This window comes from Yersinia alsatica, from assembly GCF_902170305.1.
In the GTDB taxonomy this organism is placed as follows: Bacteria; Pseudomonadota; Gammaproteobacteria; order Enterobacterales; family Enterobacteriaceae; genus Yersinia; species Yersinia alsatica.
This window is the reverse complement of sequence record NZ_CABHWW010000033.1, coordinates 63,987-80,768: the sequence shown is the minus strand read 5'-3', so window position 1 is coordinate 80,768 and position 16,782 is coordinate 63,987. Positions and strand designations below refer to the sequence as shown.

Here is a 16,782-nt window from a genome sequence, read left to right as displayed (position 1 = left end):
CGTCTCCTAATCTTCTAATTCATCGAGTTTGGCTTGGCTGGCCTGCGCTACAGGAGCCGCCGGTTTCTGATAAAGCGGGTTTAACTGGATATACAGCAGGGCAATAATCAGGCCGATGCCACCGAAGGCGAGTAGGCTGAAACCGAGGTAACCCCCGACAATAAAACCGAGGAAGAAGAAGGGCATCAGGTACTTCACGCCCATCATGTTGAGCACCATGGCGTAACCGACGACCACGATAAATCCACCGGCAATTTGTAACCCATGGGTGACGACGGTAGGGATGGCACTGAGCATATGGCTGACGGTATCGGCGCTGACAAAGATGGAGACAATCAGTACCGGTATGGCTACCCGCAATGCCTGAACCAGTAATGCCGAAACATGCATTAAATCGATCATGGCAAAATTGGCTTTTTCTGCGTACTTATCTGCGGCATGTTGGAAAACGACGGTGATAGTACGGGCAAAGACGGTCAGTACTTGGCCTGCCGCCGCGACAGGTAGGGCAATGGCAATACCTGTGGCAATATTTTGATGGCCGACAATGACCAGAATGGTGGAAATAATACTGGCGAGCGCGGAGTCTGGGGATTGCGCGGCCCCGACGTTCATCCAGCCCAAGGCGATTAACTCCAACGTACCGCCGAGAATAACGCCAGTGGTCATATCACCGAGGATCAACCCGGTGATAGTACAGGCGATTAATGGCCGGTGAGTTTGAAACTCATCCAGCACACTTCCCATACCGGCAATACAGGCGAAAATAAATATTAAGATTATCTGTACTAAACTTATTTCCATGGTGACCTCTTTGGACGATATAAAACCTCTCACGTTGTGCGCGATAAGAATGGTTTTCTGTCCAGGTTAAGTAATCGGATTTAAATGTTTAATAAAGCCTGGGTTATTATTTATTTATCAAGTTAGGTGTCGTTATTTAGACTCCAGCTCGCGTAATTTTTTAATCACATCCACCTGAGGGTCAGAAGTGACTACCCGTAAATCTAAATGAACGCCACGTTCACCTAATGCATAAAAAGCATTAATATCGTCCTGATCAACCGAAACCGCTTTGGTTAATTGCGTTTTCCCTTGTTTAAAGGCCATGCCGCCAATATTAATGACATCAATTTTTACCCCTTGGTCGACCAAGCGTAAAACGTCTGTCGGGTTAGTAAATAAATAAAATACAGTGTCATTGGCATAGTTCGGGTTGTGATAAACCGCCACAGCTTTTTCTATATTAACGACATTCACTTTAATTCCCGGTGGCGCAGCTTGTTTTAATAACGTTTTTCGGATTTCATCGTTATAAACTTCATCGCTACAGATGATAATACGTCCGGCTTTGGCTTCTTTCGCCCATACCGTGGTGACCTGACCATGAATCAGCCGGTCGTCAATTCTTGCCAGATTGATTTTCATATAAAGTCGGCCTCTTCTTCTTCATTGCATTGTTGGTGTCGGAATGACTGCACGCACTGTGTACCAATGTCGAGTAAATAATCCGTGAGTTCTTCCGCCGCCATAGTTTGTTGGTTATCGGCAATTTCTAGCGCCAATGGCAGTGATAACCCACTGATGACCTGAATATGGTTGTTACCGAATGCCAGGCGAGCCGCAGCGTTATAAGGACTACCACCTTGTAAATCCACTGCAATTAACCAAGAACTATTGTCACTCTTTGCCATCACATCTTGCATTTTCTCGACTAAGTTCTCGGCATTTTCACCACGATTAAATAGCAGCGGAGTAATATTCTGTGTTTCGCCATACACCATATTGACGGAGTTCAGCATTGAAACGGCTAAATCACCGTGAGCACAAAAAATAACCTTAACCATTTTGCCTCCTGTTATTACATTTCCCTGTCTATCTAAATTTGGATAATACTCAGCCACACACTGCAACGTGTGATTTCGTAAACTGTTATTTGATATCAGGGTAAAATTAGTTTTTTATTGAAATAATCTTACCCACATCTTATCTAGTCATTGATACTCATTTATGGTTTATGCCGTTATTTTAAGTATCTCCTCAGCTGTCTCTTTGGTGGTCACCAGGCTATTAATATATTTTCCTTTGATGGCGCCAATAATCCCGCTGATTTTTTCGTGGGAGTGGGCAATTCCAATGGAATAACGAGCTTGCTTAATTTTGTCTAATTGAATGGTAATCGTTTTATCCGAGATATAGGTTTCCACCGGATTACCCTGTAAATCATAAAAACGTGAGCAAATATCACCTGCAACCTGTCGGTCATTAAAGTGCTCAATTACATCACTGCCGTAAAAAGCTCGCCAGGTAGAGTTGCCCGAAATATTCGGTGAACCAATGCCGAATATGGCGATATCCAGCCGCTGCCAATAGTCTGCAATGGCCTGATAATGCTGAGATTGCACAATACCATCACGGATAGCACTCTCTTCCAGAATGGCCGGGAAATCGATCAGCAGTGACTCTCCTTTTAATTTCATGGCGGCGCTGTAGACCAGAGTATTGACATGAAAGCGGCTTTCTAATTTCCCTGACGGGCCGCCAACCATCGGGATACAAGTCAGTTGGCGCGACACTGGTGATGTATCCATTTGCTCAACCAGCGTGGCGATAGCACTGCCCCAAGAGAAACCCAGAATATCGCCATTTTCAATAATTCGATTAAGCAGTGCGCCACACTGTTTTGCCATTAAAATCAGTTGATGTTCTGGCGATTGGTCTTGTTCTGAAGAAACCACAATTGCTTCACGTAATTTAAAGCGCGATTTCAACTGCTGCTCCAGCAACAAATTCTCGTTATAGTTGTAGTTGATTGAAATAGTGACAATACCTTGTTCGCGCACTTTTTTTAGCATCCGGCTGATACTGGTTCGGTAAATTCCCAGTGCCCGCGCTATTTCTGCTTGGGTGAAATTTTGCTCGTAATACATTTGTGCAATTTTCACCATCAGGCGTAGGTCATCGTTCTTTTCCATTTCAGCCTCTTGCACATTTGTGCAAATGTCATTAAATTATCTATGGCTTGATATAATCACTTTCCATTTTTTAAGTCAAAAGCACGAAATAATGAATCAGCTCGCCATTCTGTCATAATCATCTAATTCCCACGTCGAAATTAACCGTAGATAACGCACAAGTGTGCATATATCTTTAATGGTTTGATTTGTATTAAATAAATAGAAAAGTGGTTTTTGTGTTAACCCACTTTATTCAGGACAAATTTTGGATTTCGATCACATTTTTATTTTGCGTGATAATGTGGGTTTTGCACATATGTGCAGAAATGTGGTGTGGAAGATATAATCCGGCCCTATTTGACCGGGTTATATCAGGGGGCGGGGATTAATTCAGTAGTGGTTTGTAGTGATGCGGCTGGCGCATGCTGACCAGATCTTTACGGCGCACGACATTGGTGGGGTAAGGACTGCCCACCAGAGAACGGGTATCAATGGTTTGCGTCACTGTTTGGGATTCTTGCCATAGCAACTGTTCTTGTCGTGGGAAGGCGAAAGTTTCAGGCCCGAATATGCCGCTGTATCCCCCCTGCTCATGAGTGCTATCGACGGCATTGGCAAAAGCCAGATACAGGTTATTTTCCCCTGCACGGGTTCTGAATAAGTGCCAGTGAAGCGGATCAGCTCCGGTCGGGATGGGGTAATTTTGCAACACCGTGCTGCCCTGATGCGCGCCAGTAAAGCCCGCAGCTACAGCGGCTGAGCAGGCAATAATATCGCATCCCATCAGTGCCAGAATCCGTGCTGATTCCGGCAGTATGGCATCATGGCCTGACAGCAATCCAACTCGCCCCAGTGCTGTATCAAATACCCGCCACTGCTCCCCAGCACTGGCCCACTGTTGCTGGGTCTGAGAAAGATGTATTTGCCGATAGCTGCCAATGATTCCCTCCGGGCCAAACAGAACCTGAGTGTTATAGTTTTTATCCGGCTGTTTCTCGGCCATACCTACCACCAGATACACGCGCAATTTCATGGATAAACGAGTTAATGCCTGTACTGCGGGGCTTTCCAGTGTTTGCGCATGTGCCGCACCTGCGAGGTAGCCAGTTAGCGCTAATTCAGGGAACACAATAAATTCACTGCCTTGCTGAAGCACGGCTTCTTCGGTCATAGCCATTATGGTCGCCAAATTGTCATCCATCCGCTCAGTGGAGGAGAATTGCGCGACGGTGATACGACTCTGTTTGCCCGGTGGTAAAGGTTGTTGCCCGTAAAGCCCAAAGAAATCTTGTGGATTCCATAAAAAACTGTCACTCAAGAGTGAGTGATAATAGTCAGGTCGGCGTTGTTCAAACACCGGCTCACCCAGCACCTGACGTTGTCGGCTCCGGCTGATATCAATCTCGGCATAGGCAATACCATCTCCGCCATCGACGACGGCAGCAATATTGCCATCAGGTTCAATAACGCAACTGCCGCCACTGAATTGCACACCTCGCTCTAGCCCCCAGCGATTGCTTTCCAGCAGGTAGCAGCCATTTTCCATCGCCCGGCTGATCCAGTAAGGGGCGGGCGTGCGCTCGGCCAGCCAGTTACTGATGTGACAAATGACATCAACCCCCTCCAGCGCCAGTAAACGGGCGGTTTCGGGGAAGTGAATATCCATACAGACCAGCATGCCAATGCGCCCCAGTGGGGTATCAAAAACCTGATGCCCGACATCACCGGCGGCAGCCCATTTAGGTTCTGAAATATAGGGATGGCTTTTGCGATGGCAGCCAATCACACCCTGTGGCCCGATTAATACGGCACTGTTGTAATAGAGGCCGGTTTGCGGGTCCACTTCTGGCATCCCCAACACGATATAACATTGATAACGTTGCGCCAGTTCAGCAAAGCGAGCGGTGCTATCACCGGGGACGGTTTCTACCATGGGGGCGATTTCCTGCCGGTCAAACCAGCAGTAACCCGTGGTGGCCATTTCTGGTGTGGTAATCAGGCGCGCCCCTTTTTGTGCCGCTTGCTCAACTAATGTCAGTAACTGACGCACATTGGCCTCTTTGGCAAACATCAAGGGTTCAAACTGAACTGCGGCGGCAAGAAAGGGAGCTATTGGCATGATTATCCTCACAAATAATGACTGTTATGCTCGAAGGGTTCCTCGGCAATTAAAATTCAGTTCTTCCGGTTATTGGCTGCTGTCGGTGTCGTCCAGGAAAGAATGTCATTGGCCTGAATCAATGCGCATGAGATCTCTTCGACGGTAATACGTTTATCCATCGCCTGATGGCGCAAAATCTCATAGGCCTGCTCTTCGCCAATGCTGTGCATTCGCATCAGAATGGCTTTAGCTTCACTGACTTGGCGGATCCCCAGCACTTTTTTTTCCAGCCGCTCAATTTGGGCGCTCATCTGCCGCTGCTGTTGGGCATGATGCAAAGCAAGCACCATGGCTGACAGCAAACCTGAGGCTCGGATGGGGGTGGTGATGGTGCTACCGGCCCCCATGTTAAGAGCCTGATCAATGAATGTCGGGTTCTCATAAGCAATCACGGCGATCAGGGCATGCTTATGGTGGTCGAGCCATGACACGTCCGGCTCGGGGTTATCTGACTGTAACGCATAGAAAATCAGGTCAGTATCTGCAGGCAGTTGTTCGGGGATTGGCCAGAAAGCCTGAACTTTAAAGCCCATACGGCGTAAATGATTCGTCAGTGTTTCACCGTCGTCATCATCAGGGTGTAACACCACACAGCGGACCCCGCGACTCAGTAACAGGGCCGTCGCACTGATTCGGCTATCGCTAGGTCGCATGTGGATACCCCACTGTCGTGAGTTTGGTGACCCAATCGCCTTGAATCTGATTAGTCATGTAAGGGTCGGGTTCGACGATACGGCGAGATTCCTGCATGATGGTAAATTGCCCACTTTCATTCGCCATACCAATGCGTGGATATAGCCCGGTATGTTGATTCAGTGGGTCAATACGAATGCGGCCTTGTGGGGCATCAAACTGGCTGCCGCGCAGGGCGGCTGACAGTGGATAGATGTGGTCACTGCCACATTCTGCCATGGCTTTGGCGAACAGATGCACCTGACTGTAAGTGGCTTCCCAATTCATATCGGTGGTGAATTCCGGCCCGAATTGTTGGTGGAATTGCTTGAGTGCCGACTGATTCGCTTTACTGGCAATGCTTTGGAAATAGGGCGCGGAACTGAAATGGCCCTGTGCCACTTCCGCCCCCATAATGGCAACCTCGGTTTCTGAGGTATTCAGGCTACCAATCGGCATACGGGCGGGATCTAAGCCCGCGGCTTGATAAGCTTGATACAAAAAGGGCACGGTTTGCCCGACCACGGTACTGAAAATAAAGTCTGGCTGCTTTTTCGCGATCTCCTCAATGATCGGAAGGAAAGCTTCATAAGGCGCATTCAGATCAAGATAGCGCTCGCCAATTACTGCGCCATCGTGGCGTTGCAGAATCAACTCCTGCATATTGCGATTGCATTCATAAGGGTAAATGTAGCGAGAGCCAATCAGATAAACCCGCGCACCAAACTGACCCGTAAGATAGTCAGCCAACTGTACGCAGTTCTGATTAGGGGCTGCACCGCCATAGAAAATATTCTCGGAAAACTCAAAACCTTCATACAGTTGCGAGTAGAACAGCAGCCGACGATATTTTTCCACCACCGGTGACATAGCTTTGCGGCTACTGGAAGTGTAACCGCCAAAAATCACATTAACTTCATGTTCAACAATCAATTGCTCAGCCAGTGCACGGAACTGGGCATCGTCGGATTGTGGATCAAAATGGATAGCATTCAGCAACCTACCGTTGATACCGCCATTTTGGTTAATTTCAGCAATAGCCTGTGTCGCTCCGCGCCATTGCGACAGTTCTTGTGCCGCTGTCACGCCACTGAAGGAGTACAGTAAGCCAATATTGACGGGTGTCTCTGAATCCATATGCACCTGCTTATGCCATTTGAATATGGCGATTGAGCGAACGCGAAAAACACCCCGACCTGCGCCGGGGGCAAGAATTATTGCGCTAACAGTTCTTTATTTAGCATGGCGCCGACGGTGTATTTCGGGTCAACCATATTACCCAACCGCACTTTGCCGCACTGGCTTAGTAGCATGTAGGCATCCCATTGCTCAAAGCCAAAATCGGCCACCAGCCAGTAAATCAGGTCACGGTAAGCAATGCGGGTGGCATCTTCCAATGGGCGTGCGCTGCCAATGCTCATGATGGTTTCTGCGTTTTCCATCCGTGGCCAGGAGAGCTGCCAGTTCTTAATCAAATCCACTTTGATGGTGGTTATGGAGGCGAACTCCACCGCGGTGCCACAGATTTCCCCGTCCCCTTGGCAAGCATGGGCATCACCAATAAATAGGCGGCCGCCGGGGGCGCGTACCGGCAGATAAGTAATACTGCCCGGCCCGATATCCGGCACGTCCATATTTCCGCCATGGTTATCCGGGGTCAGCGAGTTGATGGAGTCAATCTCTGGCGAGACACTCAACGTGCCAATATGGGGTTTGTAGGGCAGGGTATGGCGCTCGCTCCAGTAGACCTTTTCGCTATCGAGCTTAATCATGCGTACTTTTTCTGGCAGTGGGTCATTCAGCATGGCGGTCAGGTCTGTTCCGGTCAGCCCACCAAAATGCGGGATCATGGCGCAGATGCCGTGCGGATTGACGCCACGCGGCAGCATGGATTCGATATATACCGCAATCACATCCCCTTTTTCGGCACCATTGACCATAATGGGGCCATTTTGTGGGTTGAGAAATGGCATTTTTAACAGTTGGCTCGGAATATCTTGCTCTGAGTTGATGGCCCCTTCGAAGGCGTCGCGGGTGTCCACAATGACTCGGTCTCCGGGTTCAATGGTCAATACCGGGGTTGAGTAAGGGCCGATGGTGTAATGGAACTCTTTCTGCATCTCTTCCGTCAGATGGTGAGTCACCGGTTTACGTCCGGCACCCACACCACGTTTGACCATGATTGATTCTTCCAGCCATTTCATTAGCAATTCTCCATGTCGTAAGGGTAGCTGCGCAGTCGTGGCATCTGGTTACAGTGCCAGATGGCGGCGCATTAAAAGATCATCGGAAAGCTGTTGTTGTGTCAGGGTGTCGACCACCTGACCCTTATCCATTACGCTGCAACGTTGCGCGGCTCGCTGGATCATCGCGATATCCTGTTCCACCAGAATCACCGCCACATGCAGCTCGCGAGCAATTCGTACCAAGGTATCGGCGATGATGTTGACGATTGAGGGCTGAACACCTTCAGAGGGTTCATCCAGCAGTAATACTTTGGGCGATCCTACCAAAGCTCTGGCGATAGCCAGCTGTTGCTGCTCGCCACCACTCATGGTGCCGGCTTTTTGTTTGAGTCTTTGGCGTAAAATCGGGAAGTAATCCAGCACTCGCTCAAGCAAGTCTTTGGCGAACTCGCGGTGCTCACGCACAAACTGCATTCCGACTTGCAGGTTCTCGGCCACAGTCAGGCCCGCGAACACTTCACGCCCTTGTGGCACATAGCCAATACCTAGGCGAGCACGGCGCTGCGGTGATGCATTTGTGATGTCAATTTCGCCTAACAAAATGCTGCCTTGTTTGGCAGGCACCGCCCCAATTAAGGTGCGCATCAAGGTGGTTTTGCCCACGCCATTTCGGCCAATCAAGCCCAAAACTTCTGCCGCATGCAGCTGCAATGTGACGCCATTGAGCACTTGCCCGCCGCCGTAACCGCCAGTCAGGCCGTCTATTTGTAACACCACGCTAGTCATACCGCTTTCCCCAAATAGATATCCGCCACATCCTCGCGCGCCAGCACTTCGGCGGCATGGCCATCAGCAAAAACATGCCCGCCATGCAGCACCGTGACCTGCGAGGCAATCTGGCGCACAAATGTCATGTCGTGCTCCACCACCATCAGTGTCAAACCGTCGCTTTGCATCTGTTTGATTAGCTCACCCGTCAGATAGGTTTCGTCGATAGATAAACCGGCCACTGGTTCATCAAGCATCAGCAGGGTAGGGCGAAGTGACACCGCCATAGCAATTTCCAGCCACTGTTTCTTGCCGTGAGACAAGTTACCGGCCAACTGATGGTATTCAGTGGTGAGCTTAAAGCGCTCTAATAACTCATCGACACTGGCCGCCTGTGAACGAACCTCCGGGCGTAAGTGGCTGAGAGACAGTTGCAAATGCTGCTCAACCGTCAGTTCTGGAAAGATGCCGGGAATCTGAAATTTAATGCTCATGCCCATCCGAATACGCTGGAAAGGAGCTAATGTATTCAGCCGTTGATTGAAGAAACGAATATCTCCAGCGCTGGGGGTATGTTCACCGGTGAGCAATTTGAAAAAGGTACTTTTACCGGCCCCGTTAGGGCCAATAACACAGCGCACCTCGCCACGACGAATTTGCAAATCCACCTGATTGATAACCTGAATGCCACCAAAGCGTTTGCTTAACCCACGGGTTTCGAGGATCAATTCTTCTGATAGCTGATTCATAGTGGCTCTCCTCGCTTCTGGCGTGCTGCAGCCAAGCGGGTGATTTTCTCCGCCAACCACGGCAATAAGCCATTAGGTGCGGCCAGTACCACAAACAGCAGAATGGCACCGAGTAAAATCATGGCGTATTCGCTGCCATAAATAGCCAACCATTGGGATAACCACACCAGCAGCGCCGTGATGACCACGGTGCCAAAAATATTTTTACGCCCGGCGGTTGCCACCCAGATAACCGGCATTGCCGCCGCGGTCAGCCCCATGGACGATGGCGTGATGTAAGAGCCCCACAGGGTATAAAGTGCGCCGGATAACCCGGAGAGCACGCCGCCGAGCACGAACACCAGTAATTGGTAGCGGCGGATATCAATCCCCAGCATTTCGGCCCGCCGTGGGTTCTCACGAATAGAGGCCAGCGTCAGACCAAAATTAGAGCGCAATAAGCGCCGCACTCCCCAATAAACCCCGGCCAGCAGCACGATAATCAGGTAATAGAATGCATTGCCCTCCAGTGTCAGCCGTTCGCCACCAAACCCAGGGAGAGACAGGGGCGGCATCCCTGACATGCCATTAAAACCATTCAGTCGCGCGCTACCGATAGCCCAGTGCGGGCCTGCGGTTTGTGACATAAAGGTTTCCAGCACCAGAGTGAAAGACAAGGTCACGATGCCGATGAAAATGCCGGTTACCCCGCCGTAAAACATCAAATAACCCAGTGCGGCAGCTACGGCGGCGGCCACCAGCAGCGCCACTATTAAGCCAGACCACGTGGAGAGCACCCCATCACCAAAATTCAGGGTCATCACGCCGTAGGTGTAGCCGGCAAGGCCAAAGAACGCGGTCTGGCCGAACGATAAAATGCCGCCATGCCCCCACATTGCCGCTAACCCGATGGCGCAGAATGTCCATAACAAGAAGTAAGAAAAGTCGCCGATCATGGCGCTATCGACTACCAGCGGCAGGGCCAGTGCGCCCACAATCACCAACAGTGCGACCCGTCGAGTAGTGGATGGCGGGCCTTTTTTGGCGCTCGCCGTCGATAGATTAAGAGAAGTCATTGTCACATGCGGCTCCTAGCGGTTACGGGTAAACAGGCTGCCAACACCATTCGGCAGCAAGCGAATAACCAGTACGGCGGTGACCAGCAAACCAATTTGCCCGGCCAGTTGCCCATACCAAGAGTTCAGCCCGGTTTGTATGGCACCCAGTGCAATTGCTGCAGGAATAGTGCCAACCAGAACATTTGCGCCACCGACAACCACAGAAACAAAGGCTTGCACAATAAAACTGCTGCCCATGGTGGGGACGGCGGTCAATGTTGGGGCATAAATTGCCCCCGCCAGTCCGGCCAGCCCGGCACCCAGTGCAAATGTCAGTGTGTAAATGCGGTCCGTTTCCAGTCCCAAACAGGATGCCATGCGAGCGTTTTGAATCGTGGCTCTGGCGCAGACACCATAATTGGTGTGGAAGAACAGCCAATAGAGCACCATTAAGATGGCAATTGCGAAGAAAGGCAGCAGTGCGCGATAGGTGGCAAACGAGTATTCGCCGAGAATGAAAGAGCCGAAAGGCGTCGACAACCCTTCCAGTGACGGCCCGGCGATCAGCAGCATACTTTGCTGCACAATCAGGCTGATAGCCCAAGTAGCCACCACTGAATCATATAAGCGACCATATAGATGGCGCACTACCAAGCGCTCCACCACCCCGCCGAAGAATGCGGCAGCCAAGGTACCGGCTAGCATGGCAAAGGGCAGTGGCAAACCTGCTTTATTCATCAGAATGGTGACGTAAGCCCCACACATAATGAACTCGCCATGTGCCAGATTTATCACGCCCATCATGCCAAAGATAACCGCCAGTCCCAGTGCTGCCAGCACCAGATAGGCGAAGTTATCGCCAAACTGATAAATCACCGAATAGAGAAAGGATAGCGTTAACATCGTTTGGCAATCCCCGGTGTCCTGATTGACACCATTGAAAATGGATAACACAGGGAAGCCCGCCACTGACGGTCACTTCCCTACCAAGAAGCTCGATTTAGGCTTTTTTCGGTGGTGAAGAAGGGGTGTATTGGCTGTTATCAGGTTTAACCGGTAAATCGCAGCCGGCTTCACCTAACCAATAAGGCTTGATATCGCTCCACACTTTGGGGATCTCGATTGAGTGGTCATCTTTCACATGCGCCAGATAGATGGTGTGGCTCAAATGGTGACTTTTCGGATCAATACAGACTTTGCCAGAGGGGCCATCGGTGCAGATGTCGCCGCTTTCCAGTGACTTACGTACAGCATCCATATCAGTGCTACCCGCTTTCTCGACCGCCGCTTTGTACAGATAGACGGCATCATAGGCATTGGCGGCTTCCTGATTAATGTAAGGCTCGTTCGGGAATTTAGCGTGGAAACGCTGTTTGAAATCATTACTGGCTGGGCTATCTACTTCTTCGATGTAGTTAGCGGTGATATACATATCTTTCAGTGCCGGTGCTTTGAAGCGTTTGTGCTCATAAGCTTGGCCGACATTGACCGAACTGCCCATTGGCAAGTTCAGTTTGGCCGCGGCTTGCTGCTCGTAATAGGAGGATTGGTTTGCCCCGACCAGCAAGGTCATCACGAAGTCAGGTTTGGCTTTCTGGATGTTTTGAATGGTTTGACCGAATTGCGAAACACTCAGTGGGATAAACTCTTCGCCCACCATGGTGCCGCCATGCTCTTCAACAATTTTGCGTACCCATTCGGCAGAGATTTGCCCGAAGTTATAGTCGGCGGCAATGGTGTAAACTTTTTTGCCGTACTTCTCCATCATCCACGGAATCAAGGTTGAGAACTGCTGCTCAGGGACTGCGCCAGTGACGAAAACATTAGAGTCACACACGCCGCCTTCATACTGATTGTTATACCAATAGAGCTGCTTTTCGCGATCCATAATTGGGCGGATAGCTTCACGCGAGGCACTGGAGAAAGCCCCGAATATCACATCCACTTTGTCATTTTTAATTAAGCGCCGAGCCATTTGTTGGAAGCGGGTGTTATCGGATTGCGTATCGTATTTGACCAGCTCGATGGGGCGTCCGAGTATGCCACCTTTAGCATTAATTTCTTCTACAGCCAGCTCTGTTGCATGAATCTTGGGGATAACCGGCAAAGCAAAATTACCGGATGCATCTTCCAGCAAGCCAATTTTCACTGGTTTTTCTGCCGCTGTCGCCATTCCTGAATAGCTCACGGCAAGTGCAGCGCTCAACGCGATAGAGAGCGCGGTGGAATGACATTTTATTCTGGACCATTTTATTCTAGACATAAGTGAATACCCCTGGCATTGGTTAAAAAAGTGGGTCTGAAAAAAAGCCAAAAAAAAAGCCCAGCAAAGTCAGATGACATTTGCGAGGGCTCTATTGCCATAACCACAAGCCGACAACGTTGGCGTTCTTGCGGAGAAGTCAGGGTCACTATAAAAAGCATTCGGACTGATTGTCAACGAAGAATTTTCAATAAAAATCAAATAGTAAAACTGAAAATCATTGCACTAAATTAGGGCTTTTCATTGCACGAAAATGGCCCATTTATCTGACGCCAGACCGCAACGGCTAACTATTGATGAGTAATAATAAAGCGGAGATTTTTAGCAGGATAATGGAAAGACTCCCACCACAATCTTGTGGCGAGGTTAATAAATTGCACCAGCAGAGTGCTTAAAAACCATTCAGCAATAAAGGATGAAAAACACCGCAGCGAGACAGAATTTAGCAGATAACAGACCCCGGTGGTGTCACCGGGGCTGAAAAACGAAGTTAACCGCAGCGATTACATTTTGCTGCCTGAATCTGTTGGAAGAAATCATTACCTTTATCATCAACCAAGATAAAGGCCGGGAAATCTTCTACTTCAATCTTCCAGATGGCTTCCATCCCCAGTTCAGGATATTCCACACATTCCAGGCTCTTAATGCTGTTTTGCGCCAATACTGCGGCCGGACCACCGATACTGCCCAGATAGAAGCCGCCGTGTTTGTGACAGGCGTCGGTCACTTGTTGGCTACGGTTACCTTTTGCCAGCATGATCATGCTGCCGCCGTGGGATTGCAGCAGGTCCACGTAAGAATCCATACGACCCGCCGTGGTTGGCCCGAGCGAACCAGAAGCATAACCTTCAGGGGTTTTGGCCGGGCCAGCATAGTAGATTGGATGGTCTTTAATGTACTGCGGCAGTCCTTCGCCGTTGTCCAGCCGCTCTTTCAATTTGGCATGGGCAATATCACGGCCAACAATAATAGTGCCGCTCAGTGACAGCCGGGTAGATACCGGATACTGCGACAGCTCTTTTAAAATCTCTGGCATTGGGCGGTTAAGGTCGATTTTAACCACTTTGCCTTCTGTGCTGTGGCGCAAATGCTCAGGAATATATTTCCCCGGATTTTGCTCCAGTTTTTCCAGCCAGATACCTTTGCGGTTGATTTTGCCTTTGATATTGCGGTCGGCTGAGCAGGAAACCCCCATCCCCACCGGGCAAGAAGCGCCATGGCGAGGTAGCCGCACCACTCGGACATCATGAGCAAAGTATTTGCCGCCGAACTGCGCGCCCAGACCTAAGTCTTGTGCGGCTGCCAGCAATTCTTGCTCCAGTTGAATGTCACGGAAAGCTTGCCCGTGCTCATTCCCCTCAGTTGGCAAACCATCGTAATACTTGGTTGAGGCCAGCTTCACTGTTTTCAGGGTGCTTTCAGCGGAGGTGCCGCCAATAACAAAGGCGATGTGGTATGGCGGGCAGGCCGCGGTACCCAAGGTGCGCATTTTCTCAACCAGATAGTCTTTCAACTTACCCGGTGACAGCAGCGCCTTGGTTTCTTGATACAGATAGGTTTTGTTAGCGGAGCCGCCGCCTTTGGTGACGAACAGGAATTTGTAATCCTCACCTTCGGTACTGTACAAATCAATCTGTGCTGGCAGGTTGGTGCCGGTGTTCACCTCTTTATACATATCCAGCGCGGCATTTTGCGAATAGCGCAGGTTATCTTCAATAAAGGTGTTATACACGCCGCGAGACAGTGCCTCAGCATCATTCCCGCCGGTCCAAACGCGCTGACCTTTTTTGCCTACAATAATGGCAGTGCCGGTATCCTGACAGGTCGGTAAAATCCCCTTGGCAGAGATTTCGGAATTGCGCAGGAATTGCAGAGCCACATATTTGTCGTTTTCGCTCGCTTCCGGGTCATCCAAAATAGCGGCGACTTGCTTTTGATGGGCGGGGCGGAGCAGGAATGAGGCGTCGTGGAAAGCATGTTGGGCAAGGAGAGTCAGGGCTTCTGGCTCGACTTTGAGAATGTCGTGGCCTTCAAACTGTGCAACCGAGACATGATTATTACTGACAAGGTAATACTCAGTATCGTCTTCCTTTAGCGGGAAGGGATCCTGATAGTGGAACGGTTTGTTTGACATATTTTTCTCACATTCAACAGCAGTTAGCGAAAGCGTTCGATAACAGAAACAAGCATTTTACCCTTCATACACCAACTGCATGGGCGTTGGCTGCACTCAATCACCCTTCGGGCCTGCGCTTGCCGCTTTCCTGCAATTCGAATTATTCTGGGTATAGCAAATCCAGCCTATCTATTTTTAACGATGATTTTACTATAGATTGTCTGACTTAAGCGACGGCCCCACCCTCTTTATAAAGGGTGGATCTCATTTTCCGCACTTATCGATGGCTCTGACAGCATGATGGTGGGACACTGGCCGACCGCCAGCAGATAACTCTGCTGTAAGCGGGCTTCTTACCGCTAAATCCTGCATATTAAACTGCTACATTACCGTGCTTAAGGCTTCGGCGATGCGCTTGAATTTGTCAAAACGGGCTCTGAGTATCTGATGCTTTTCAGCATTAGGTAACAAGCGAGTCATCGGCGGTGGGCTGGCAAGAATCGCCTCTGAAAATCCGCTGTAATAACCACTTCCTACAGCTGCGCACAGGGCGGCGGCCCGGCAACCAGATTGCTGAATATCGACTATTTCCAATGGTAAATTACTGGCGTCGCAGAACATTTGCATCCAGATGGTTGAGTGGGTTGGGCCACCGGTAAAGCGAAGGCAGTCGGTGCCCGGCTCTAACGCGAGGATCTTGTCCTGATGCAGCAGGTGCGAAAAGACAATCCCCTGATAAATCGCATAGACAATATCCTCCAGAGTATGGTGGCCACTGAGGCCTAGCAGGCCGCCACTGAGATTGGCACTGTGATTAGAACCATACAGCCACGGGAAGAACAGAATATCTTGCGATTTTTCATAGCCCAATGCTGCCCAGTGGTTGAGGGTTTGATAGCCACCGGCAATATCTGGCAGAAATTGTTTCACAAACCAAGCCAGATTACTGGCTGATGTAGGGCTGCCTTCGTGGACGAAATAAGTGCCGGGGATGCAATATTTCCCCCACACATAAGGATAATCGGACGGCTGCACTGCCTCGAATACCCGGGTGGCAATTGACCAGGTTCCGGCCACCGCACTGAGCTGGTGGCTGTCATGTAAACCGGAGGTTAATGCTGCACCTACCACATCAAACATGCCGCCGAATACCGGTGTGCCCGCTTTTAAGCCACAGGCATCCGCCGCCAGTTCGCTGATATAACCGGCTAAATCAGCAGAGCCGATGATGGGTGCTGTTTTCTCTGCTACTTCTTCAATGGCGAAAATCTTCATCAGTTGTGGGTCAAAGCCGCCACTGTATTGATTATAGAGATTGCTGCCGGAGATATTGGTTTCTTCAATGGTGAACTCATCGGTTAAGCGATAGCGAATATAGTCATGGGCCATGAGCACATAACCGCTGCGCTGATAGTTATCCGGTTCATTCTCTTTGAGCCAGCGCAGTAGGGCCGCCGGATGCGACGGCCACAGTTGTTGCAGACTGAGTGCATAAGCTTGAGTGGCTTTGCCCTCTTTTTGCCAGCGGCTCACTAAGTCCAGCGCGCGGGAATCAGAGGAGACAATGCCGTGGCGTACCGGCTGGCCTTGTTTATCCACCAGATATAACCCTTTGCCGTGGGCGGAGAAACTAACACCACGGATTTGTTCCGCCAGCACCCCTGACTGTTGTTGAGCCTCATTGATTGTCTGGCGAATCACCCGGCAAGTCGCCTGCCATAAAGCCTCCATATCACGTTCACAAAACCCAGCTTGAGGGCTGAACACCGGCAAAGGCTGCTCAGTAACTGCAATTTCACGTCCTTCGGCGGTGTAAATCCCGGCTTTGGTCACCGTGCCGCCAAGGTCAATGCCGAGAAAATAGTGGCTCATT

At 50.1% G+C, this 16,782-nt stretch carries 15 protein-coding genes; all 15 read right to left on the bottom strand.

The window, feature by feature from the left end; genetic code table 11:
* Positions 1-6: 6 nt before the first annotated feature.
* Positions 7-804, bottom strand: a complete 798-nt coding sequence (locus FTA96_RS19525) for a PTS mannose/fructose/sorbose transporter subunit IIC (protein WP_004706333.1) — start codon at positions 802-804, stop codon at positions 7-9.
* A gap of 132 nt (positions 805-936) precedes the next feature.
* Positions 937-1,428, bottom strand: coding sequence for a mannose/fructose/sorbose PTS transporter subunit IIB (locus FTA96_RS19520; RefSeq protein WP_050106424.1), 492 nt, complete (start codon positions 1,426-1,428; stop codon positions 937-939).
* A complete protein-coding gene (locus FTA96_RS19515) occupies positions 1,425-1,847 on the bottom strand; it encodes a mannose/fructose/sorbose PTS transporter subunit IIA (protein ID WP_050106423.1) in 423 nt (140 codons plus the stop codon). Before FTA96_RS19515 ends, FTA96_RS19520 begins: the two co-directional genes overlap by 4 nt.
* Positions 1,848-2,015: 168 nt before the next feature.
* Complete coding sequence (locus tag FTA96_RS19510) at positions 2,016-2,975, bottom strand: sugar-binding transcriptional regulator (protein WP_050106422.1); 960 nt, start codon at positions 2,973-2,975, stop codon at positions 2,016-2,018.
* Between the two features lie 367 nt (positions 2,976-3,342).
* A complete protein-coding gene (locus FTA96_RS19505; protein WP_145574653.1) occupies positions 3,343-5,076 on the bottom strand; it encodes a nitrilase-related carbon-nitrogen hydrolase in 1,734 nt (577 codons plus the stop codon).
* Between the two features lie 56 nt (positions 5,077-5,132).
* A complete protein-coding gene (locus tag FTA96_RS19500; protein ID WP_145574651.1) occupies positions 5,133-5,771 on the bottom strand; it encodes an ANTAR domain-containing response regulator in 639 nt (212 codons plus the stop codon).
* Positions 5,761-6,927 carry a transporter substrate-binding domain-containing protein gene (locus tag FTA96_RS19495; RefSeq protein ID WP_050133114.1) on the bottom strand — a complete coding sequence of 389 codons (1,167 nt, stop codon included), beginning with the start codon at positions 6,925-6,927 and terminating at the stop codon, positions 5,761-5,763. The genes FTA96_RS19500 and FTA96_RS19495 overlap by 11 nt, the downstream gene beginning before the upstream one ends.
* A gap of 77 nt (positions 6,928-7,004) precedes the next feature.
* A complete protein-coding gene (locus FTA96_RS19490; RefSeq protein WP_050106418.1) occupies positions 7,005-7,994 on the bottom strand; it encodes an acetamidase/formamidase family protein in 990 nt (329 codons plus the stop codon).
* 48 nt (positions 7,995-8,042) lie between these two features.
* Entirely contained in the window at positions 8,043-8,762 is a 720-nt protein-coding gene (locus FTA96_RS19485) for an ABC transporter ATP-binding protein (protein ID WP_050106417.1), read from the bottom strand.
* A complete protein-coding gene (locus FTA96_RS19480; protein WP_050106416.1) occupies positions 8,759-9,493 on the bottom strand; it encodes an ABC transporter ATP-binding protein in 735 nt (244 codons plus the stop codon). The genes FTA96_RS19485 and FTA96_RS19480 overlap by 4 nt, the downstream gene beginning before the upstream one ends.
* Positions 9,490-10,554 carry an ABC transporter permease subunit gene (locus FTA96_RS19475; RefSeq protein WP_050106415.1) on the bottom strand — a complete coding sequence of 355 codons (1,065 nt, stop codon included), beginning with the start codon at positions 10,552-10,554 and terminating at the stop codon, positions 9,490-9,492. The genes FTA96_RS19480 and FTA96_RS19475 overlap by 4 nt, the downstream gene beginning before the upstream one ends.
* Positions 10,555-10,563: 9 nt before the next feature.
* The gene (locus tag FTA96_RS19470) at positions 10,564-11,433 is read right to left on the bottom strand and encodes an ABC transporter permease subunit (protein WP_050133331.1); all 870 of its coding nucleotides are present in this window, start codon (positions 11,431-11,433) and stop codon (positions 10,564-10,566) included.
* A gap of 97 nt (positions 11,434-11,530) precedes the next feature.
* Positions 11,531-12,793, bottom strand: coding sequence for an urea ABC transporter substrate-binding protein (locus FTA96_RS19465; protein ID WP_050106414.1), 1,263 nt, complete (start codon positions 12,791-12,793; stop codon positions 11,531-11,533).
* A 490-nt stretch (positions 12,794-13,283) separates the two neighbouring features.
* Positions 13,284-14,927, bottom strand: a complete 1,644-nt coding sequence (gene fumA, locus FTA96_RS19460) for a class I fumarate hydratase FumA (protein WP_050150195.1) — start codon at positions 14,925-14,927, stop codon at positions 13,284-13,286.
* Between the two features lie 363 nt (positions 14,928-15,290).
* Positions 15,291-16,781, bottom strand: a complete 1,491-nt coding sequence (locus FTA96_RS19455; protein WP_145574649.1) for an FGGY-family carbohydrate kinase — start codon at positions 16,779-16,781, stop codon at positions 15,291-15,293.
* Between the last annotated feature and the right edge of the window lies 1 nt (position 16,782).

Bases quoted from the DNA above. Each gene is read 5' to 3' on its own strand.
- FTA96_RS19525 (WP_004706333.1), bottom strand. From the start codon at position 804: ATGGAAATAAGTTTAGTACAGATAATCTTAATATTTATTTTCGCCTGT.
- FTA96_RS19520 (WP_050106424.1), bottom strand. From the start codon at position 1,428: ATGAAAATCAATCTGGCAAGAATTGACGACCGGCTGATTCATGGTCAG.
- FTA96_RS19515 (WP_050106423.1), bottom strand. From the start codon at position 1,847: ATGGTTAAGGTTATTTTTTGTGCTCACGGTGATTTAGCCGTTTCAATG.
- FTA96_RS19510 (WP_050106422.1), bottom strand. From the start codon at position 2,975: ATGGAAAAGAACGATGACCTACGCCTGATGGTGAAAATTGCACAAATG.
- FTA96_RS19505 (WP_145574653.1), bottom strand. From the start codon at position 5,076: ATGCCAATAGCTCCCTTTCTTGCCGCCGCAGTTCAGTTTGAACCCTTG.
- FTA96_RS19500 (WP_145574651.1), bottom strand. From the start codon at position 5,771: ATGCGACCTAGCGATAGCCGAATCAGTGCGACGGCCCTGTTACTGAGT.
- FTA96_RS19495 (WP_050133114.1), bottom strand. From the start codon at position 6,927: ATGGATTCAGAGACACCCGTCAATATTGGCTTACTGTACTCCTTCAGT.
- FTA96_RS19490 (WP_050106418.1), bottom strand. From the start codon at position 7,994: ATGAAATGGCTGGAAGAATCAATCATGGTCAAACGTGGTGTGGGTGCC.
- FTA96_RS19485 (WP_050106417.1), bottom strand. From the start codon at position 8,762: ATGACTAGCGTGGTGTTACAAATAGACGGCCTGACTGGCGGTTACGGC.
- FTA96_RS19480 (WP_050106416.1), bottom strand. From the start codon at position 9,493: ATGAATCAGCTATCAGAAGAATTGATCCTCGAAACCCGTGGGTTAAGC.
- FTA96_RS19470 (WP_050133331.1), bottom strand. From the start codon at position 11,433: ATGTTAACGCTATCCTTTCTCTATTCGGTGATTTATCAGTTTGGCGAT.
- FTA96_RS19465 (WP_050106414.1), bottom strand. From the start codon at position 12,793: ATGTCTAGAATAAAATGGTCCAGAATAAAATGTCATTCCACCGCGCTC.
- fumA (WP_050150195.1), bottom strand. From the start codon at position 14,927: ATGTCAAACAAACCGTTCCACTATCAGGATCCCTTCCCGCTAAAGGAA.
- FTA96_RS19455 (WP_145574649.1), bottom strand. From the start codon at position 16,781: ATGAGCCACTATTTTCTCGGCATTGACCTTGGCGGCACGGTGACCAAA.